This window comes from Gemella sp. 27098_8_149 (genome assembly GCF_041433745.1).
Taxonomy (GTDB): domain Bacteria; phylum Bacillota; class Bacilli; order Staphylococcales; family Gemellaceae; genus Gemella.
Genome location: NZ_JAPWCB010000001.1, coordinates 1 through 19527, shown reverse-complemented (window position 1 = coordinate 19527; position 19527 = coordinate 1). Strand labels below are relative to the sequence as shown.

Genomic DNA, 19527 nt, shown 5'->3' with positions numbered 1-19527 from the left:
TCTCTAACCTATTTATTTTAAAATTGGTTTTGTTTTATTAATTACATTATCACGTGTTACCGTGCATGTTTTAATATCTTTTTTACTTGGAATTTCAAACATTACATCTAAAAGCAGCTCTTCGATAATAGAACGTAAGCCTCGAGCTCCTGTTTTTCTCTTAATCGATTCTTTAGCAATTTCTTCTAATGCTTCTTTTTCAAATACTAGTTTTACTCCATCAAGTTCAAATAAATATTCATATTGTTTAACTACCGAATTCTTAGGCTCAGTTAAAACCCTAACTAAATCTTTTTCATCTAGTTCTTCAAGATAACATACTACAGGAATACGCCCTATAAATTCTGGAATCATACCAAACTTAACTAGATCTTCATGTTTTACTTTAGAAATGATATCCTCATTGTCATTTAACTCATCACTCTTAGAAAAACCAATAACTTTTTCCCCAAGACGACGTTTAATGATTTCTTCAATACCTGAGAATGCACCCCCAATGATGAATAATATGTTCTTCGTATTTATTTTTATCATTTCTTCACCTGGGTGTTTTCTTCCTCCTTGTGGTGGAACACTAGCAACAGTACCTTCTAAAATTTTAAGAAGAGCTTGTTGAACACCTTCCCCAGAAACATCACGAGTTATTGAAACATTCTCACCTTTTTTAGCGATTTTATCAATCTCATCGATATAGATAATACCTTTTTCAGCTCTTTCTATATCATAATTTGCACTTTGGATAAGTCGAAGAAGAATATTCTCAACATCTTCACCTACATATCCTGCTTCTGTTAATGTAGTTGCATCAGAAATCGCAAAAGGTACATCAAGCATCTTCGCTAATGTTTGAGCTATTAATGTTTTCCCTGATCCTGTGCTACCTATTAAAGCAATATTACTCTTTTGTAATTCAATATCATTATTTTCTTTAGCTATAATTCTTTTATAATGATTATAAACAGCTACCGCTACAGATTTTTTTGCTTTATCCTGACTGATTACATATTCATTCAAGTGCTCCATGATTTTTTGAGGTTCTAATAACTTAAACACTGGTTTATTTTTCGCATTTCTATAGTCAATTTCTTCTTCGATAATATCTGAGCATAAATCAACGCACTCATCACATATAAATACGTCATTCCCAGCAATCATTTTAAAAACTTCGTTAGTATTTTTTCCACAAAATGAACATCTTACTTCATCTTTATTTTTAACCATAATTACACCTCGCATTATTGAACTTTTCTTATATCTTATTATCTTTTTATTATCAAAGCGATATAAAGCCCAAAAAGATACACATTATTATAACATATTCTAACTATATTTTCTAGCAAATAGTACTACAAAATAATTAATATAAGTACTATTAGAAGGTAATATAACATATCTATTTGTATTTTTCCAAATAAAAAATAAGATATAAAATTCAAAACTTAAAATTTTATATCTTATTCAATTTCTATTTATTTTTCGCAATTCTTCTAAACATTTTTAAATACAAGCCCATATACACTAAAAGTCCTAAAATAGCAAAGAAAACTGTAGCAATAATACTACCTTCTATTCCATAACTTCCTCCAGTTAGTATTTGCTTATCACTAATTGCGTCAACAGTAAATATTGTATCGGATACTTTAATCCCACTTATATTAAATCCAAATACTACACCAGATATACAATTCCAGAAAGCATGAAAAATTGCAATAACTAAAATATTATCATAATACCAATATAATAATGACATCACAATTGATATTAAAAATATATTTATTAAATCTAATTTTGATGTACTTGGATTAGACATGCGAAATACTAAGTAAAAAATCGAACTTAATATAATAGCAATCCATTTTCCTTTTTTCGCTGCTAATCTAGTCATTAAATACCCTCTAAAAACAACCTCTTCTAAAAAGCCTTGTATTAAAACTAGTATTATAAGAATAATTATTATACCAATTTTTAAATCCTTTGATAAGGATAGAGATAGGTTATCCGACATCAATAAAATAGCTACTATTCCTACAATACTAAATATAGCTAATCCTGTCCCTACTTTAATAGCTTCTAAATAATTTTCTTTACTAAAACCAAAATATTCAAACGTTGTTTTTTCAAAATATTTAACAAAAAGTAATAAAATAACAGCTGAAAATATATATGAACATAAAACTGATTTAATATTATAACCAACTATATTTTTAAAGACATATTCAAATAGTATCCCTTGTAAAAATGAATATACAATAATCAGTAAGAATATCGGAGTAAAATTCATTACACCTTTGTTTTTTAATAAATCTACACTTTTCATTCAAATTCTCCTACTTTAATCAGATATTACTATCCTAACACAAATAGCAAATTTTATCTACGATTAAAAAATACTCTTGTTAAAATCTTTTAGTAATCAGTTATTAGTGGTATAATTAATTTATATACGAAATAGGAGGAATACTATGTCATTTTTTTCAAAATTAGGTGAAAATATTATTTTACCTCAAGACGTACTAATTCAATCGAAAGAAACAGCAGCAGTTGCAGGCGCAATAAATGCCACTATCGGTATTGCTACAGCAAATAAAAAAGCGATGGCATTACCGTCAATTAACAAAGTAATAACAGAAATTAATAATTCAGAATATTTACCATATTCTCCAACACCAGGATTACCAAAAATGAGAGAATTATGGAAAGAAAAAATCTTAAAAGATAACCCAAAAATTAATAATGAATATTTATCTTTACCAATGGTAACAACAGGAATTACTCAAGGTATTGACATTGCAGCAAACTTATTTAGTGAAGCGGGCGATGCACTACTTTTACCAAATTTATTTTGGCAAAACTATGCACAAATATACACTATTAAGTTAGGTAATAACATTTATAAATACAATCAATTTGATGAAAATAATAAATTTAGCATTGAAAACTTTAAAACAGCACTCTATGGTATAAAAGAAGATAAAATTTCATTAATATTAAACTTCCCAAATAACCCAACAGGGTATACACCATCAGATGATGAATTAACTCAATTAGTTGAAGTAATTAATATTTTTGCTAAAGAGCAACCAAATAAACAACTTATCATCGTTTCTGATGATGCATACTTCGGACTATTTTTCGAGGATAATCACAAAACTCCTACTCTTAGTGCAACATATAAACTTGCAGAGAATTCTAACTGCTTAATAGTTAAATTAGACGGAATCACTAAAGAATATTATAGTTGGGGATTACGTGTAGGATTCATCACATATTACACAAAAGATGCACCTTTACGACAAAAACTTTTAGAAAAAACTCAAGGATTCTTAAGAAGTACTACATCTTCTCCTTCAAACTTATCTCAACAAATTGCAATAAGATTATTAGATAATAAAGAATCAATTAAAGAAAAAGAACAAAATGACAGTATTATCCAAGATAGATACAACGAACTTAAATCAGCTATCGCTAAAGAAAAAATAGATACACTAGTCACAATCTTACCATTCAACTCTGGTTATTTCTTCACTATTAAACTACCAAACACAATTAATGCTCACGAATTTAGACTAAAATTCCTAAACGAATACAAGTACGGGGTATATTCTATGGATGATGAACATATAAGAATAGCATTTTCATGCTTAGATAAAGAACTAATTCCTGAATTAATAACTAAATTCAAAGAATGTATCCAACAATTTTAAAAATAAAACTAGGTGAATCAAATAAGGAATCACCTAGTTTTATTATTTATTTTACAGATTTTTTTAATAACTCGACCATGTGTTTATTGGCATTTAACTCTATATCATTGTTTAATTCAATAAAGTCATAAGTTCCATATTTATTATCTAATGCAGCTTTGATTAAATAATCTGTTACATTAGGGTTCTTAGGTAAAATTGGACCATGAAGATAAGTTCCAATAAGATTATTATAAAGAATTCCTTCTTTTTTATCTTCATCATTATTTCCATATCCAACCACTACATTACCTAGAGTTTCATAATTGTGGTATGTTCTTCCACCATGATTCTCAAATCCTACTATATTACCAAATTTTTCAGATTCAACTAGTATATTACCTATAAGACGCGGTGCATCTTTTTTTGACTCTGTGTAGAAATCTAGTATATTTAATCCTGGAAGTTTGTCACCATCTACAGTTTTATAATACTCACCAAGAAATTGATAACCACCACAAATAGTAAGAGCTGGAATTCCATCTTCAATAGCAGATTTAAATTCATTCTTAATCTTACTAAATTGCTCTGTCGCTATACACTGCTCTCTATCAGATCCTCCTCCAATAAAGAACATATCACAATCTGTTAATTTCACTCCATCAGTTGAAGTGATATTTTCAATCTCAAGATTAATTCCACGCCATTCACAACGTTTCTTTAATGCGATAACATTACCTATATCACCATATAAATTTAATTTATCTGGCATAAAATGATATAATTTTAAATCCATAGAATTATTTCTCCAATTCTCTTTGAGTTTCTACTAATGCTGTGTAGTTCGGAATAGCAATTGCATACTTTTCATTATAACTTTTCAGTTTAGCTACAGCTTCTGGTATATCCTCATTCACTACAACATTAGCGTTAATTCCACAATATTTTAATCTTAATGCTAATTCTTTTGCTCTTTTTCCTGAACATACAATATTGTTAATATTTTGACCTAATAATATATCAAAGTCTGTATCCCATATCCATGATATATCAATTCCATCAGCCCCATTATCATTAAGCACTAATAAGTAATTTATTTCTTCCTTAATCGAATTAGCAATAGCTAATGACGCATTTAATCCAGCTGGATTTTTTGCAAGATTTAATAACACTGTAGATCCGTTAGCAAAACTTATACTTTGCATACGTCCGTTGGTAGGAGTATATGTCCCTAAACCTTTTTTAATTTTGTCTTCAGATAAACCTAATTCTTTTAGTAAAGAATATGCGGCAAGTAGATTATAAATATTATAATCTCCAGCAAGTTTTGTCTCAATCGCTTCTCCATTATTTACGCTCATATTAATAAATGGTTCAACAGTTGCTTTTGTAACTTCATAATTTACATTTTGATGTTCAAAATCACATTTAGAACAATGGTAAAACCCAAGTTGACTATAATGAACATGATCATAAATCAACTCCATACCGCAATTTGGACAGAATTTTGATTCAGAAATTCCAAAATCAGAAAATTGATATGCATCCTTTGCAATTCCAAAATAAATATTATCTTCACCATACTTAGAAAGTCTTGTAACAAAAGGATCATCACTATTTAAGATTAACTGGATTTTTTTCCCTTCAAGTTGTTCTCCAATTGTAGCAATAAGAGTATCAATTTCTCCAAATCTATCAATCTGATCTCTAAAGAAATTATTGATAACAAATTTTGTTGGTGTAATATATTTCATAACACGTTTAATGGAACCTTCATCAATTTCAATAATGGCTAATTTAGTATTATTTCTCCCTTGAATAGCAAACGTTGAGATAATACCATCTAACATATTTGCTCCTTCAAAATTATTAATAAAGTTTTCACCAGCAGCTCTTAAAGTATGACCTATAAGATTTGATGTTGTCGTTTTTCCATTAGTCCCTGTTACAAAAACAATTTCATCGAAATCACTAGCTAATTTAGTAAGGACATTGTCATTTACTTTTCTTAGTACCTTACCTGGTAAATCTGTTCCCTTTTTTCCTGCTAATTTACTTGCAGTTCTAGTTAACTTTGCTAAATTTCTATAAAATGCTAGCATATTTTCTCCTTTTATAGACTATTTTGTGATGTATCAAATTTATATCCTATACCCCAAACAGTTACAATCATCTGAGCAACTATCGGAGATATTTTATCAAATTTTTTCCTAACTCGTTTAATATGCGTATCTACAGTTCTAAGATCGGAATAAAAATCATAATCCCAAACAGCACGCAATATCTCATTACGTTTAAATGCTTTATCTGGAGATTTAGCCAAAAATAGTAAAAGGTCAAACTCTTTCGGTGTTAATAACACTTCACTATCATCAACTATAACCTTATGAGAATTCACGTCAATGATTAAACCAGGAAAAACAAGTACATCTTTTGCATAAAGTTCTGGAGTATAAAACACACTTCTCTTAGTACGTTGCAGAATAGCTTTAATTCTTAGCATCAATTCTCTTGGGCTAAAAGGCTTAATTACATAATCATCTGCCCCTAACTCGAATCCTTCTACTCTACTCTGTTCGTCTGCCTGCCCCGACATAATTATTACTGGTGTAGCTTTAGTTTTTCTAAGTTCTGATAAAATAGATTTTCCATTTAACATTGGTAATTGAACATCTAGAAGCACGCAAGAATAGTCCATATATTTCAATCTTTCTAAACCATCATGACCATTACTAGCTTCATCGACAATATATCCTTCTTTTTCAAGATACATTATTAATAATTTTCTTATTCTTTCCTCATCATCTATTATTAATATTCTCTCTGCCACTATACATCACTTCCTAATTTTTTATTTACTTCTCACCATTCTTAGCCTTATTAATAAGTCGTTTCACTTCATGAATAGTAAGAGGTCTATATTCACCTTTTTTTAATCCTTCTAACGTTAGGTCTTCGATAGATTCACGTTTTAATTTAATCACCTCATACCCTAATGCTTCGAACATTCTTCTTACTTGACGATTTTTCCCTTCATGTATTGTTAATCTCACTAGAGTATTACCGCTCTTGTTTTTATTTTTAACAACATTAACTTCAGCTTTTGCAGTTTTATAATTATCAATTCTAACACCGTTACGAAGTATTCTTAGGTGATGCTCTTCTAATTTCCCATTAATTTTTGCAACATATGTTTTTTTAATCTTATGTTTAGGGTGTGTTATTAAATTGATAAACTCACCATCATTTGACATAATAAGTGCACCTGATGTATCGTAGTCTAATCTACCTACTGGTACTACACGTTCATTAACATTCTCAAAAAAGTCTTTTACACATGTTCTATCTTTTTCATCAGACATTGAAGTAATTACTTTTTCAGGTTTGTAGAATAAATAATATCTTTTATTTTCCTTTAATAAACGCACACCTTCTACAATAATAATATCACTAGGTTCTGCTTTAACCCCTAGCTCTTTTACTACTTCACCATTTACACTTACTTTTCCATCAAGAATAAGTTGCTCAGCCTTTCTTCTTGATGTATATCCAGATGCAGCTATTAATTTTTGCAATCTTTCTGCCATGTTGTCCTCCTAATTTTGTAAAAATTTATTTATCTGTTCGTTAGTAACAATTTCCGATTTAGGTAATTGTTCTAAACTCTCTAATCCAAAAACATCTAAAAATAGATCTGTTGTTTCGTATAACTTCGGTTTACCAATAGTATCTAAAGTTTTGTTCGAAACTATAAGCTCTTTACTAACAAGAGAGTGTAATATAGAATCACTACTTACACCCCTTATTTTATCAATTTGAATTTTTGTTATCGGCTGATTATACGCGATAATCGCTAAAGTTTCCAAAGAAGCCTTAGATAACTTTACAAGGTTTTTAGATATTACAGCTTTTTTGATTATTTCAGCCATTTCATCTCTTATTAGCATTTTGTATGTAGTTCCAAATTTTTTAATAATTAAAGAATTATTAAACTTATTGTACTCTTCACAAAATACATTTAACATATTTTCAGCTTCATGTGGCTCAACTTCCATAAAAGTTGAAAAATACTCTATATTAAGACCCTCTTCACCTTTCATAAAAAGTAAAGCCTCTATTATTTTTTTTATTTCATCTAATAACATATTAATTTTCCTTTGATTTATATTCTAGAATGATTCCACTATCTTTGTCAACACATAGCAATTCTTGGTCTTTAATCATTGCCAATATTCCCATAAATACTAGAACAACCTCATTTTTTTGTGAATATGATTTAATCAATTCGAAAAATGATATATTTCCCTTATTTTTAAACTTATCTTTTAGTTCTTCTTTTACTTGTTCAAATGAAACTTCTCTCCTATAGCTAATTAATGAAACCTCGTCTTCTACATCATCTAAAGACCTAAGGATATTTTCCATTGCTCTAAGTAATTTTGAAGATGGTATTCTAAGATTTTTAACATTAGCTTCTACTTCAATACTTACACTTTCTTTATCTAAGTATTGTGCTCGAATTTTTTGAAGATTATCCAGTTTTTCACTAAGTTCTTTATAATTTTTATAATCTAGAAGTTGTTGAACCAAATCCTCTTCATCTTCTATAGTTTCGTCTTCAAACTTAGGAAGTAAATTTTTACTTTTTATATGTAGTAATGTTGCAGCCATTACAATATATTCTTCTGCATTTTCCAATGAAAATTCATCACTATTATTAATATACTCCAAATAACTTTCTGTTAGTTGAGCTATTGGAATATTATAAATATCAATCTCCATCTTTTCAATTAAATGCAAAAGTAAATCAAGTGGACCTTGAAAAACCTCTAAGTTAACATTATACATTTATTTTTTCCTTTAATTAATCGTTTTTCTTGGATGATTCGTCATCATTCTTTTCGATTTATTTCCCTCAAGACTAGAGAAATATAATTTTAGACTATGAATATTTTTTAATCCCAATAATTCTTGTACCTCTTCAGCTGGCACTTTTTCTTCTAGAAGATGAATAGCTAGAGAATTTCTAAAATTCATAGTATTTAATTCTTTTGTCAAACCTAAATCTTGCTGACGTTTTTTGAAAATTTTCCAGAACCCTTGACGACTAATACTTTCACCATCGTGGTTCAAGAATAACTTGCTGTTATCTTTGATTTCTGGATATTCTTTCTTCAACTCTACAATATAGTTCTCAAGAGCTTCTACACATTCCCTGTTTAAAGGAACTGTTCTATATCCATCTTTTTTCTTATATTTTATATACCCTATATTTGTATTAACATCTCCAAGTTCTATATTAATACATTCTGTTGGTTTAATTCCAATTGAATAAGATAATTCAAATATTGCTTTATCTCGATAGTTCATCAGATTCTTTGTTTCTATATCTAAGATTTTAGAAATTTCTTGTCTTGTAAAAATTACTAAATCAGCATGTTCATCTTTATCAATGTGTACATCTATATTTACTCTATTTGGAATAATTTTTGCAGACCATAAATACTCCACAAAAATATGAACCGTAGAAATAGTTCTTGAAAGTGTTGCAGAAGAATACTCTTTATCTTTTAAATAATCAATATATCTAGTCACAAACTCTTCATTTAACCAAGAATAATCTTCAGTAGAATACCCTTTTTCAGCTAAATATAAAAAGATTTTTTTTAAATCTCTATCGTATGAATTAATAGTATTCGTAGAAAATCCTTTTCTTTTTAGTAAATATTCATTGAAATTTTTTAATACTGTTTCACTCATGTAATTACCCCCTTAGTATTAAAATTACCCTAATTTTATTTCTATATTGATTATAACATCTATAAAACTTTATGTAAATGCATTTACAACAATTTTTGGCTAAATATAAAAAATTTCAAGACGCTTCTCATAGATAAAAAGTGTTACCTAAAATCGCCTTGAAATTTTATTATTTTATATTCTTTTTCTTCCAAATTTATGATAAATAATTGTAACAAAAATCAAATTAATACATATAATAACTAGAGGTAAAAATATCGCTTTATGCATGAAGTATTTAGACATTGCTGCACCTAAAATTACCCCTGTTAAAAATACCAAAATAAGAGTAAAGTATATTAATAATGGAATTTTACTCTCTTTCTTTTTTAAAACAACAAATTTATATAAGTGTTCACTCATCGAACGTAAATTCCCAGTGCAAAATACACTTGCAAAAACTAAATTATTTACTTTTCTAAATCCATCAAATTGTATAGCACAAATAAAAGAAATAACAATTGGTCTAATATCTAGTCCAAAAAACTTATATTTTATAAAAATAACTAGTAATGCAAATATCTGAATAAGTAACAACATATAAATATGTTTAAATATTGATAATTCCTTATACTTCGACTCAATAAATTTACTTACTAATACCCCTATAATAAAAGATAAAATAGGAATTGAATAATGTATAACATCACGATAATTCCCTTCGATTAGGTCAATACCAACAAAAATCAAATTCCCAGTTTGGGCATTTGCGAATATTCCATCACAATTAACAAAGGTATACGCATCAAAAAAACCTCCAACTGCTGTTAATAATAAACAAAAAATTAGTTGCTCATGGACTGGAAGATTTTTATTAATTAAAGTCTCTCTCAAATTCATATTTTATAAATCAACTCCTTGTCTAATTTAATCAAAAATTGTATCCCAATTTTGAGGATTTTTATAACATTCAAAACACATTTCTAACTGTTTTTTGGTAGTTCTTGTTATAGATAATTCAGGTAATTCATCAAGAGAAAAGAAATCCGCTCCTAATGTCTCCGTATTTTCATTAAAGCTATGCGTAATATACTCACATAATACAAAGATCTTAACCATTCCATACGGGAAATTGACATGGTGATGTCTATTATAATCTAGTACTGCAACTACCTTTATCGGATTAACTACGGCACCCGCCTCTTCACTTGATTCTTTAATTACATTTTCTCTAATACTTACATTAACATCTTGATACCCACCTGGTAATGCCCATTTTCCATCAAATTGTTCTTTTACCAATAATATCTTATCATCTTTAATAACTGCTGCCCTTGTTTCCACCTTAGGCGTTTGATAGCCAATCTCTCCTGCAAAATCCATCTTAATCTTTTCTAGAGGTAAATCATATTTAAAGGATAACATTTCACAAGCAATCTCTCTAATTCTCTCAGAGCGTTCTCTATCAAATTTATCTTTACTATATGCTAGGCTACACTGAGCTAAAAACTGTAGTTCTTGTGCCCATTGTTTCCAAACATCATTTTTTATAACATTAGCAATATCTTCTATATTTTTTATAAAAATTGAATTTTTTACATCTAAAAAATCATAGTCATTTGTTAATAAAAATACATTTATTAAATTTTTGCTAAGTCGGTTCTTGTCATTAGTTAAATATAACGTATTCCTGTCAACAATATTCAACTCATCTGTAAAATCAAAAGGAATACTGCTATCAATTAATATTCTTTTAAAATCTTCTGATATTAATTGCTCCATATTTTTGTCAATGTATATTTTTTTGTACATAAGCATTCTCCTTACTATTGTTTATATTATAACACATTTTTAATTTTAATCTAGATTTTTTGAAAATAAACCATAGACATTTTCACTATTTACATATTTATTTCAAAATGATTTTTAACTAAATTAATTCTACACCTATTTAATTATATTTAAAAGCAATATATTTATTAAACAATTTATCAATAAAAATCTTGCTAGATCGTAAGAATAGTTGTATAATAATTAATGTAGATAAAAATTAAGGAGTGGTAACAATGAGATATATTATTTCACTATTTTGGTCATTTATATTTTCAGCTGTTATAGTATTTATCGTATCATCTATTTTAGGAAGCAACGGTGAAATCAATACAATTCGTGACTGCGCAATTTTAGCTGTATTATTTACAATTTTTGCTGCTTTATTTGACGTAGTAGGTATCGATAAAAAACGCGAAGAAAAATAAACTTTAACAATTAGTATATAGAAATTTTATAAAGTAGGTATCGAGGAGTTTTTCCTCCTTCCTACTTTTTATTTAAATACAGGAGATATTATATGAACAACGTACTAGCAACTATGTGTTATGTTGATGATGGACAAAACTTTCTGATGCTTAAAAGAACAAAAAAAGAAAATGATATACACGAAGGACTAACTATCAGTGTTGGAGGAAAGTTTGAACCAGGAGAAAGTCCAGAAGATTGCGTAATAAGAGAAGTCAAAGAGGAAACAAATTTAGATATTATTAAACCTAAATTAAGAGGAATCATCACATTTCCTAATTTTGATGGTGAAAAAGATTGGTACACATACGTATATACAGCAACTAACTATGAAGGTACTTTAACCGAAGACTGCAACGAAGGTGATTTAGTTTGGGTTAAAAAGTCAGAAATACAAAATATTAAGACTTGGGAAGGTGATTATATCTTTCTAGATTGGTTAGTAAAAGAAAAACCATTCTTTTCAGCCAAATTTAATTACAAAGATAATAAATTTGTAGATTATGAAGTAACATTTTATGAATAAACAGAGGGATAATATTATGAATATAGAAATCAATAAAGAGTTTAAAAAAACTTATTTAGTTCAAGAAAATAATACTGCGATTAGTATGGGGAGTGGCGACCTAGAAGTATTTGCCACACCAAGTCTTGTTGCATTTATGGAAAATGCTGCAAAAGAATACTTAAACACATTTTTACCTGAAGAATTAGGTTCAGTTGGAAGCAACATAAATATTAATCACATAGCACCTACTCTAGTAGGCAAAGAAATAACAGTACAAGGTAAGATAACTGAAATCATCAAAGAAAAAATAATCATCTTTTCTTTAGAAGCATACGAGCAAGATAAAAAAATCGGAGATGCTTCTCATACAAGAGTTATAATTAATAACGAAAAATTCTTAAGTAAATTGCAATAATATAAAATACCTAATTCAAAACTAAATCAACCAAAAAAAGAAAGACCGTACACAAACGATCTTTCTTTTTTTTTTTACAATTTTACTTATTAAAATTCATTAGAAAACATTAATTCTAAGAAATACTCTTTTAGAACTTTAATATAAGTTCCTTTCATACCTAAAGACTTAGATTCAATAATTCCAGCACTTTCTAATTTTCTTAATGCATTAACGATTACAGATCTAGTAATCCCCACTCTATCTGCGATTTTACTTGCGATAAGCAATCCTTCAGTTCCATCTAATTCTCTAAAGATATGTTCAATAGCTTCTTTTTCAGAGAATGATAATGAATTCAATGCCATATTAACCATATCTTTATCACGTGCTAAGTTTTTCTCTTTATCTTGTTTCTCGTGTAAAATTTCAATTCCTACTACTGTTGATGCATATTCAGCTAAAACTAAATCCTCATCCTTAAAATCACTATCCATTCTACCAATAACTAATGTTCCTAAACGATCTCCCCCACCACGAATAGGTAAGATAACCGTATAACTGTTACTTTCGAAACGTTCTTGTTCTTCCTCAGGGAAGATAGATAATGGATCTTGGAATGGGATATTTACTTTAGTCGCATACACTTTTAATGTTGCGTCTAAGTATGCTTTTGGCACCTTTCTATCTTGAATAATTTTTTCCATTCGCTCATTAGAGTAATCAATAATCGAATCGTATCCAAGTATATTACCTTCAGTATCAAGAATATACACGACTGAATCTAAGATTGGGCTTAAGCGCATTGCCATAGCCTCAAAGTCAACATTTTCATGGCGTCCTTCTTGTAAAATTGTACTAATTTTTCGTGTTTTTTGTAATAAACTTGCCATTAATTTTCTCCTTACAAAATACTTCCTTGACTATTATACCATTAATTTTTATAAATTGTAAGACTTTTTAAGAAATTAATTTAATCAATTTTGAAATTTTCTAACAATTCTAAAGATCTTTTAGCATATCTTTCATATTTTTCCTTTTTATCCTTAATTCTTTCTGGAAGTGGTTTAATAATTCCAAAATTCGCATTCATAGGCTGGAAATTTTTACTAGTGTTATCTACAATATAGTTTGCCATAGCACCTATCATAGTTTCAGTTGGGAATACTATTTCTTTATCCTCAGTATTGTATAAAGCATTTAATGCTGCAACAATTCCAGAAGCTGCACTTTCAACATAACCTTCAACACCAGTCATTTGACCAGCAAAGTAGATATTTTTCTCCTCTTTTAGTCTATATGTTTTCTCTAATAATTGCGGAGAATTTAAGTAAGTATTTCTGTGCATAACACCATAACGTACAATATTGGCATTTTCTAACCCAGGGATCATGTTAATAATTCTCTTTTGTTCTCCCCATTTTAGGTGTGTTTGGAATCCTACGATATTATATAAAGTTCCTTCGCTATTATCTTGACGTAGTTGCACTACTGCATATGGACGTTTATCTGTTTTTGGATCTTCTAAACCTACTGGCTTCATAGGTCCAAATAATAACGTTTTTTCACCACGTTTAGCCATTTCTTCAAAAGGCATGCAACCTTCAAAATAAATTTCTTTTTCAAATTCTTTTAATGGTGCAGCTTCTGCATTTATTAATTCATTATAAAAGTTAGTGAATTCTTCTTTTGTCATCGGGCAGTTTAGGTATGCAGCTTCACCTTTATCATATCTTGATTTAAGGTAAACTTTATCCATATCGATTGAATCTTTTTCAATAATAGGAGCCGCAGCATCGTAGAAGTATAATCCATCTTGTTTAGTATAATTTCTAATATCTTGGCTTAATGCATCTGATGTAAGTGGACCTGTCGCAACAATTACAGGAATATCACCTTTAGGTATTGTTGGAAGTTCCTCGCCTATTACATTAATATTCGGATGATTTTTAATTGTTTCAGTAATCATCTCTGAGAATTTATCTCTATCTACGGCTAATGCGCCACCTGCAGGTACTTGTGTTGCATCTGCACATTTAATTATAATAGAATCTAACATTCTCATTTCTTCTTTTAAAAGACCTACAGCATTAGTTATATTGTTTGCTCTTAATGAGTTAGAACATACTAATTCTCCAAAGTTTTGAGTCTTATGTGCAGGTGTCATTTTTTTCGGTCTCATCTCATAAAGATCCACTTTAACACCACGTTTTGCTAGTTGCCAAGCAGCTTCACTACCTGCTAAACCAGCTCCAATTACTATTACTTTTTTTTCCATTAATTATCTCACTTTCTATATTATAATAATCCTGAAAAATCTTCTTTTTCTTCGTTTTTAACTTCTTTTTCTCTCATGTCTTGCGTTACTACTCTACCATTCTTATCGAATAAATATGTTTCTACACTAGCTAGCGTTTCAGCGATAAGATCTGAATAATCATCACGAGCTTCGTAAGCTTTGATTTTTTCTAATCTTGGCTTAGTTTTTGGAGCTTTAGGTGTGAAAATTGTACAACAGTCTTCAAACGGCAAGTTGGAAATCTCTAAAGTATCAATATCTTGTGCAATTTTAATAATATCAACTTTATCCATAGTTAATAATGGACGTAAAACTGGTAAGTTAGTTACCTCATTGATACAATTCATTGACTCAAGAGTTTGAGATGCTACTTGTCCAAGTGATTCTCCTGTAGCTATTGCTAAACAACCTTCTTTTTTCGCTACTTCTTCAGCAATACGTAACATGAATCTTCTAGTTGAAGTCATTGTGTAATTTGAAGGTACACGTTTTACAATTTCTGTTTGTAACTTAGTAAAGTTTACAACATGAAGTTTAATTCTACCCACAACCTGACTTAATTTAATTGTTAAATCAAAAATCTTTTGTAAAGCTTCTGCTGAAGTAAATGGTGGCGATTGGAAGTGAATCATTTCAACTTCTACACCTTTTACTTGTAACGTATGAGCCGCTACTGGTGAATCGATTCCTCCAGATAATAATAACAATGCTTTAGAAGATGTATTTACTGGGAATCCTCCTACACCTTTAATAAAGTCGGTAAAGATAAAAATCCCTTCACTTCTTACTTCAACATTAATTATAAAATCAGGTTGTTTAACATTTACTTTTAAATTCTTATAATTAATTAGAACATGGCTTCCAAATACATTGTTTAATTCATTTGTATTATGTGGGAAGTTTTTATTTGGTCGTTTAGTTTGAATTTTAAATTTATATTCTTTATCTAACTTAGTTTCTAGAAGTCTGTCTATAACTTTTTTAGCTTCTTCAACATCTAATCCTGCTCTTAATACTGGAGAAAAGTTGTGAATACCTGGAACTTTCTTTAATCGTTCCATAATCTCCTGTACATCTTCATTATGATCTAGATGTATATACATTCTATCTCTTTTAGTTTGAACATGGAAACCTGTTAAACCTTGAAGATTATAACGTATGTTTTTTGTTAATTTTTTTAAGAACTCATTTCTGTTACCAGATTTCAGAGTAAGTTCTCCATATCTCACTATAATATGACTAAATTCCACTTTCAATTACCTCTTTAAATTTTTTATTATATTCATCAATAAACACTTCGATAAATGTTTCTACTTCCTTTTTAGTAGTTTCATTTGAAAAACTTACTCGAATACTTCCCTCAATATTCTCTCTCGATAATCCTCTTGCGAAAAGAGCCTCATTTAGATGGAAAGTTTTAGAAGAACATGCACTAGTAGTTGATACCATTATCCCTCTCTCATTAAGAGCATTGACAATCGCCTCTCCTTTGATCTTAGGTAAACTGATATTTATAATTGAATCAATATACTTTTCACTTAATGGAGAATTAATTACTATGTGATTGTATTCTGAAAAACCTTCAACAATCATATTCTTAAATTCTTTATGTTTTACTTTTACAGAATCTACTTTTTCTTGTGATAATCTTAGAGCTTTTGCAAGACTTGCTGCAGCTGCAACATTAACAGTCCCACTTCGTAAGCCATCTTCTTGACCTCCACCAAAAGTAATATTGTGAACTGTTCTTCTAGATTTTAAGTACAGTACTCCAACACCTTTTATTCCGTGAAACTTATGCGCAGAAATTGCATAGCTATCAACTTTTGATAAATCTATTTTATCTTTTAATACCCCTTGCACCCCATCTACGTGAAAGTGTACCTTTGGATAATCTTTTAATATTTCTGAAATTTCTTCAATCGGCTGAATTGCTCCAAATACATTATTAACTTGCATCACACTTAATAGAATTGTCTCTTTTGTTAATAATGTTTTTAGATGATTTAAATCCACTACTCCATCTTCATCAACATTCAAATAGTCTAGTATAAATCCTCTTCTTTCCAACTCTCTAAAAGATTCTAAAACAGACGGGTGTTCTATTTTTGAAACAATAATCCTATTACCAAAATCTTTCTTATGTTCAACACTTCCTAGTAAAGCTATATTATTACTTTCAGTAGCACAAGAAGTAAAAAATATACTATCTTCAGCAACTTGTAAGATAGATGCTACTTGTCCTCTGGCAGCTGAAAGAAGTTTATTAGTTGTTTTCCCAAACTTATTGATACTAGCAGCGTTACCAAAATATGAATTGTTAACTTCAACAAATGTATCAAGTACTTCTTTATACGGTTTAGTTGTAGCACAATTATCTAAATATATCATACTATCTACCTTTCTTTTTTTATTTTTAAAAATATCTAATTTTAAAATAATTACATTTTAAACCACCTTAAAGTATATAACAAAATAGATATTTTATCAATTAAAGTGGCTATTGTAAATAAACAAACTGTAACTTAACGATGATTAAAAATTCAAGTTTCTCCTGTAGTGACTAACAGTGTAATTAAAAATGAACAACTAGTAACTATCTTTTATGTATATAGTTACTAATTGCTCACTAATTTTTTAAAAATCTTACTCTGTATATTCATTACCTACTACATCTTTAAGGATTTGATCCCATTTCGGTAAATTACGGTCTATTCTAATAGCACGATCACTATCAGTACCAAGAATATTGTGAGAACTTGTAGCAAGAATCACAACTTCCCCGTCTACATAGAATTCATAAGAAAAAATAGTTTTAATACCACTATGTTTTTCTATCCATGTTTTAATGAAAATATCTTGACTATTATATCTAATATTTGATCTAATTGAATATTTAACATCGATATCAGCATAATATAAATCATAGTTTATTAATGAATCAATATCAATTCCTAAACCATTTAAATAATATTTTTTAGCTAAATTCATCCAATCATAAACATATTTATTATCTAAGAAACCTGCTTGATTAAAGAATTTTTTTTCTAATTTGAATTTTATTGTTTTTTCGTACACTTTATTTCTCCTTCGCAATTAACTCAGAAATCTTTTCCATTAAGATCGCAGTAATTTCATCATGACTCTTGCCTTCTTCTTTTAAAGAAGCTGCATCAATTTCATCCCCAACTACAATCTTAATACTAGAAAAAATTCTGAAATTTTTATTAGGAATAATTGCAAATGGGATAATTTTTGTTTTTGCTCTTGTCGCTATAAATGACGCACCATTATGAGATTCACCTAAATCTAGTTCTTTAGAGTGCGAACGTGTCCCTTCAGGAAATATCCCAACAACTTCACCTTCTCTAAGTAATTTAATACTATTATTAATAGCAGTTCTATCGAACGTTCCACGCTTAATTGGAATTGCTCCTGTAGCTTCTAAAGCCTGTTTCACAAAAATAATTTTAAACAATTCTTCTTTTGCTATGAAGCGTATTTTTTTGTCAAAGAACGCCGGAAATAATAGTGGGTCATGATTACTCAAGTGATTTCCAGAAATTACAACACCCTTAGCATTCTCGATTTTTTCTTTATTAACAATAGTAACCTTGTAAAAAGTTTTATAATACAGTGCTAATAACTTTCTAATAAAATTATACATAGTACTCTCCTACTAATTTCTATTTTTCTACACTTTTAACTAGTTCAGTCATCTTTTCAACAACTTCATCAATACTTAAGCTTGTTGTATCTAATAATGTAGCCGAATCTACTTTAACTAGTGGCGCTATATCTCTATTCTCATCTTGCCAATCACGCGCTTTAATATCTTCTTTTACTTTTTCAAAATCTACATTTTCGATACCTTGACGCTCGAAATCTAGTACTCTTCTTCTAGCTCTTTCTTCTACTGACGCAGTTAAGAAAATTTTAACATCAGCATTTGGAAGCACTACAGATGCGATATCTCTACCATCCATAATAATATTATTAGTATTCGCTAGATTTCTTTGAGTATCAATTAAGAAATCTCTCACCGCTGGAGATTTAGCGAATAACGATGTAAATTTCGATACTTCTGCTGTTCTAATTTTATCACTTACTTCTTCGTCGTTAACATATACATGTTGAACCCCCTCAACATACTCGACTCTGAATTCAATTTTACTTAATAAGTCTTTAATTATTTCTTCTTCTAATTTATCTAATCCATTAGATAAGAAATTATACGTTAAAGCTCTATACATTGCACCAGTATCAACATAGTTGAATCCTAATGATTTTGCTACCATTTTTGTTATTGTACTTTTTCCTGATCCTGCTGGCCCATCTACAGCCACTGATACATATTTCATCATTTACCTCTCAGACAAATTTTTTCAATATATATTATAGCATAGAGTTGTTTTAAACACTAGATTAAAGTGAAAAAAGTTAATTTATCAGCTATAATTAATCGATAAATTTAATTAAAAAATATATTACACTATAAATAATTTTACATTAGGAGTGACTCAAAAATCGTGATTTCAGAGAAATCGATTTTGTAGAGTCACCCCCGCAAAGTTTATTAGATATCTAAAAAGCTTTTATTAAGCGA

At 28.9% G+C, this 19527-nt stretch carries 22 protein-coding genes; 4 read left to right on the top strand and 18 right to left on the bottom strand.

Going from position 1 to position 19527, the window contains the following annotated elements; all coding sequences use genetic code 11:
- Positions 1 to 12: 12 nt before the first annotated feature.
- Both clpX and O3801_RS00105 read right to left on the bottom strand, forming a co-directional pair.
- Positions 13 to 1221 carry an ATP-dependent Clp protease ATP-binding subunit ClpX gene (gene clpX / locus O3801_RS00110; protein ID WP_294682436.1) on the bottom strand — a complete coding sequence of 403 codons (1209 nt, stop codon included), beginning with the start codon at positions 1219 to 1221 and terminating at the stop codon, positions 13 to 15.
- Positions 1222 to 1465: 244 nt separating this feature from the next.
- A complete protein-coding gene (locus tag O3801_RS00105; RefSeq protein ID WP_371453457.1) occupies positions 1466 to 2317 on the bottom strand; it encodes a CPBP family intramembrane glutamic endopeptidase in 852 nt (283 codons plus the stop codon).
- A gap of 145 nt (positions 2318 to 2462) precedes the next feature.
- On the opposite strand from O3801_RS00105, the gene O3801_RS00100 reads away from it, so the two are divergent.
- Positions 2463 to 3704 (top strand): aminotransferase class I/II-fold pyridoxal phosphate-dependent enzyme, encoded by a 1242-nt coding sequence (locus O3801_RS00100; RefSeq protein ID WP_371453455.1) that lies wholly within the window; start codon positions 2463 to 2465, stop codon positions 3702 to 3704.
- Between the two features lie 46 nt (positions 3705 to 3750).
- Here the strand turns inward: O3801_RS00100 and O3801_RS00095 are convergent, their stop codons facing one another.
- The 9 genes from O3801_RS00095 to O3801_RS00055 all read right to left on the bottom strand — a co-directional run bounded on the left by O3801_RS00095 (position 3751) and on the right by O3801_RS00055 (position 11234).
- Positions 3751 to 4479, bottom strand: a complete 729-nt coding sequence (locus O3801_RS00095) for a type 1 glutamine amidotransferase (RefSeq protein WP_003145098.1) — start codon at positions 4477 to 4479, stop codon at positions 3751 to 3753.
- Positions 4480 to 4483: 4 nt separating this feature from the next.
- On the bottom strand, positions 4484 to 5785 hold the full coding sequence (locus O3801_RS00090) for a MurT ligase domain-containing protein (protein ID WP_371453453.1): 1302 nt from the start codon (positions 5783 to 5785) through the stop codon (positions 4484 to 4486).
- A gap of 11 nt (positions 5786 to 5796) precedes the next feature.
- The gene (locus tag O3801_RS00085; RefSeq protein WP_371453451.1) at positions 5797 to 6513 is read right to left on the bottom strand and encodes a response regulator transcription factor; all 717 of its coding nucleotides are present in this window, start codon (positions 6511 to 6513) and stop codon (positions 5797 to 5799) included.
- A gap of 25 nt (positions 6514 to 6538) precedes the next feature.
- Positions 6539 to 7270: a pseudouridine synthase gene (locus O3801_RS00080; protein WP_294682450.1), complete on the bottom strand. Its 732-nt coding sequence runs from the start codon at positions 7268 to 7270 to the stop codon at positions 6539 to 6541.
- Positions 7271 to 7279: 9 nt separating this feature from the next.
- Positions 7280 to 7828 (bottom strand): SMC-Scp complex subunit ScpB, encoded by a 549-nt coding sequence (scpB, locus tag O3801_RS00075; protein ID WP_060914698.1) that lies wholly within the window; start codon positions 7826 to 7828, stop codon positions 7280 to 7282.
- Between the two features lies 1 nt (position 7829).
- Complete coding sequence (locus O3801_RS00070) at positions 7830 to 8531, bottom strand: segregation and condensation protein A (protein WP_371453448.1); 702 nt, start codon at positions 8529 to 8531, stop codon at positions 7830 to 7832.
- 12 nt (positions 8532 to 8543) lie between these two features.
- A complete protein-coding gene (locus tag O3801_RS00065; RefSeq protein WP_371453446.1) occupies positions 8544 to 9443 on the bottom strand; it encodes a tyrosine-type recombinase/integrase in 900 nt (299 codons plus the stop codon).
- Positions 9444 to 9617: 174 nt separating this feature from the next.
- The gene (locus O3801_RS00060; RefSeq protein WP_371453444.1) at positions 9618 to 10322 is read right to left on the bottom strand and encodes a YoaK family protein; all 705 of its coding nucleotides are present in this window, start codon (positions 10320 to 10322) and stop codon (positions 9618 to 9620) included.
- 27 nt (positions 10323 to 10349) lie between these two features.
- Positions 10350 to 11234 (bottom strand): NUDIX hydrolase N-terminal domain-containing protein, encoded by an 885-nt coding sequence (locus O3801_RS00055; RefSeq protein WP_371453442.1) that lies wholly within the window; start codon positions 11232 to 11234, stop codon positions 10350 to 10352.
- A gap of 254 nt (positions 11235 to 11488) precedes the next feature.
- Here O3801_RS00055 and O3801_RS00050 point away from each other — a divergent pair, with 254 nt between their 5' ends.
- From O3801_RS00050 to O3801_RS00040, 3 genes are all read left to right on the top strand, one after another.
- Positions 11489 to 11680 carry a DUF2929 family protein gene (locus O3801_RS00050; protein ID WP_060914693.1) on the top strand — a complete coding sequence of 64 codons (192 nt, stop codon included), beginning with the start codon at positions 11489 to 11491 and terminating at the stop codon, positions 11678 to 11680.
- 92 nt (positions 11681 to 11772) lie between these two features.
- Entirely contained in the window at positions 11773 to 12246 is a 474-nt protein-coding gene (locus O3801_RS00045; protein WP_294682463.1) for an NUDIX hydrolase, read from the top strand.
- On the top strand, positions 12239 to 12643 hold the full coding sequence (locus O3801_RS00040) for a thioesterase family protein (RefSeq protein ID WP_371453439.1): 405 nt from the start codon (positions 12239 to 12241) through the stop codon (positions 12641 to 12643). The genes O3801_RS00045 and O3801_RS00040 overlap by 8 nt, the downstream gene beginning before the upstream one ends.
- Positions 12644 to 12732: 89 nt before the next feature.
- Here O3801_RS00040 and codY read toward each other — a convergent pair whose 3' ends face one another.
- The 7 genes from codY to cmk all read right to left on the bottom strand — a co-directional run bounded on the left by codY (position 12733) and on the right by cmk (position 19282).
- Positions 12733 to 13515: a GTP-sensing pleiotropic transcriptional regulator CodY gene (codY, locus tag O3801_RS00035; protein ID WP_294683397.1), complete on the bottom strand. Its 783-nt coding sequence runs from the start codon at positions 13513 to 13515 to the stop codon at positions 12733 to 12735.
- Positions 13516 to 13595: 80 nt separating this feature from the next.
- Positions 13596 to 14900: an FADH(2)-oxidizing methylenetetrahydrofolate--tRNA-(uracil(54)-C(5))-methyltransferase TrmFO gene (trmFO, locus tag O3801_RS00030; RefSeq protein WP_371453436.1), complete on the bottom strand. Its 1305-nt coding sequence runs from the start codon at positions 14898 to 14900 to the stop codon at positions 13596 to 13598.
- Between the two features lie 20 nt (positions 14901 to 14920).
- Positions 14921 to 16171 (bottom strand): tRNA uracil 4-sulfurtransferase ThiI, encoded by a 1251-nt coding sequence (thiI, locus tag O3801_RS00025; RefSeq protein ID WP_371453434.1) that lies wholly within the window; start codon positions 16169 to 16171, stop codon positions 14921 to 14923.
- Positions 16161 to 17312, bottom strand: coding sequence for a cysteine desulfurase family protein (locus O3801_RS00020; protein WP_371453432.1), 1152 nt, complete (start codon positions 17310 to 17312; stop codon positions 16161 to 16163). The genes thiI and O3801_RS00020 overlap by 11 nt, the downstream gene beginning before the upstream one ends.
- 255 nt (positions 17313 to 17567) lie before the next feature.
- Positions 17568 to 17999: an acyl-CoA thioesterase gene (locus tag O3801_RS00015; protein ID WP_294683401.1), complete on the bottom strand. Its 432-nt coding sequence runs from the start codon at positions 17997 to 17999 to the stop codon at positions 17568 to 17570.
- 1 nt (position 18000) lies between these two features.
- On the bottom strand, positions 18001 to 18588 hold the full coding sequence (locus O3801_RS00010) for a lysophospholipid acyltransferase family protein (protein ID WP_294683402.1): 588 nt from the start codon (positions 18586 to 18588) through the stop codon (positions 18001 to 18003).
- A 19-nt stretch (positions 18589 to 18607) separates the two neighbouring features.
- A complete protein-coding gene (gene cmk / locus O3801_RS00005; protein ID WP_371453430.1) occupies positions 18608 to 19282 on the bottom strand; it encodes a (d)CMP kinase in 675 nt (224 codons plus the stop codon).
- Between the last annotated feature and the right edge of the window lie 245 nt (positions 19283 to 19527).

What these genes read in the sequence shown, in the direction of transcription:
- O3801_RS00040 (WP_371453439.1), top strand. Translation starts at nt 12,239, where the DNA reads ATGAATAAACAGAGGGATAATATTATGAATATAGAAATCAATAAAGAG.
- clpX (WP_294682436.1), bottom strand. Translation starts at nt 1,221, where the DNA reads ATGGTTAAAAATAAAGATGAAGTAAGATGTTCATTTTGTGGAAAAAAT.
- O3801_RS00055 (WP_371453442.1), bottom strand. Translation starts at nt 11,234, where the DNA reads ATGTACAAAAAAATATACATTGACAAAAATATGGAGCAATTAATATCA.
- O3801_RS00070 (WP_371453448.1), bottom strand. Translation starts at nt 8,531, where the DNA reads ATGTATAATGTTAACTTAGAGGTTTTTCAAGGTCCACTTGATTTACTT.
- O3801_RS00020 (WP_371453432.1), bottom strand. Translation starts at nt 17,312, where the DNA reads ATGATATATTTAGATAATTGTGCTACAACTAAACCGTATAAAGAAGTA.
- O3801_RS00080 (WP_294682450.1), bottom strand. Translation starts at nt 7,270, where the DNA reads ATGGCAGAAAGATTGCAAAAATTAATAGCTGCATCTGGATATACATCA.
- O3801_RS00050 (WP_060914693.1), top strand. Translation starts at nt 11,489, where the DNA reads ATGAGATATATTATTTCACTATTTTGGTCATTTATATTTTCAGCTGTT.
- trmFO (WP_371453436.1), bottom strand. Translation starts at nt 14,900, where the DNA reads ATGGAAAAAAAAGTAATAGTAATTGGAGCTGGTTTAGCAGGTAGTGAA.
- O3801_RS00090 (WP_371453453.1), bottom strand. Translation starts at nt 5,785, where the DNA reads ATGCTAGCATTTTATAGAAATTTAGCAAAGTTAACTAGAACTGCAAGT.
- O3801_RS00010 (WP_294683402.1), bottom strand. Translation starts at nt 18,588, where the DNA reads ATGTATAATTTTATTAGAAAGTTATTAGCACTGTATTATAAAACTTTT.
- O3801_RS00045 (WP_294682463.1), top strand. Translation starts at nt 11,773, where the DNA reads ATGAACAACGTACTAGCAACTATGTGTTATGTTGATGATGGACAAAAC.
- O3801_RS00060 (WP_371453444.1), bottom strand. Translation starts at nt 10,322, where the DNA reads ATGAATTTGAGAGAGACTTTAATTAATAAAAATCTTCCAGTCCATGAG.
- cmk (WP_371453430.1), bottom strand. Translation starts at nt 19,282, where the DNA reads ATGAAATATGTATCAGTGGCTGTAGATGGGCCAGCAGGATCAGGAAAA.
- O3801_RS00065 (WP_371453446.1), bottom strand. Translation starts at nt 9,443, where the DNA reads ATGAGTGAAACAGTATTAAAAAATTTCAATGAATATTTACTAAAAAGA.
- O3801_RS00100 (WP_371453455.1), top strand. Translation starts at nt 2,463, where the DNA reads ATGTCATTTTTTTCAAAATTAGGTGAAAATATTATTTTACCTCAAGAC.
- O3801_RS00105 (WP_371453457.1), bottom strand. Translation starts at nt 2,317, where the DNA reads ATGAAAAGTGTAGATTTATTAAAAAACAAAGGTGTAATGAATTTTACT.
- codY (WP_294683397.1), bottom strand. Translation starts at nt 13,515, where the DNA reads ATGGCAAGTTTATTACAAAAAACACGAAAAATTAGTACAATTTTACAA.
- O3801_RS00095 (WP_003145098.1), bottom strand. Translation starts at nt 4,479, where the DNA reads ATGGATTTAAAATTATATCATTTTATGCCAGATAAATTAAATTTATAT.
- scpB (WP_060914698.1), bottom strand. Translation starts at nt 7,828, where the DNA reads ATGTTATTAGATGAAATAAAAAAAATAATAGAGGCTTTACTTTTTATG.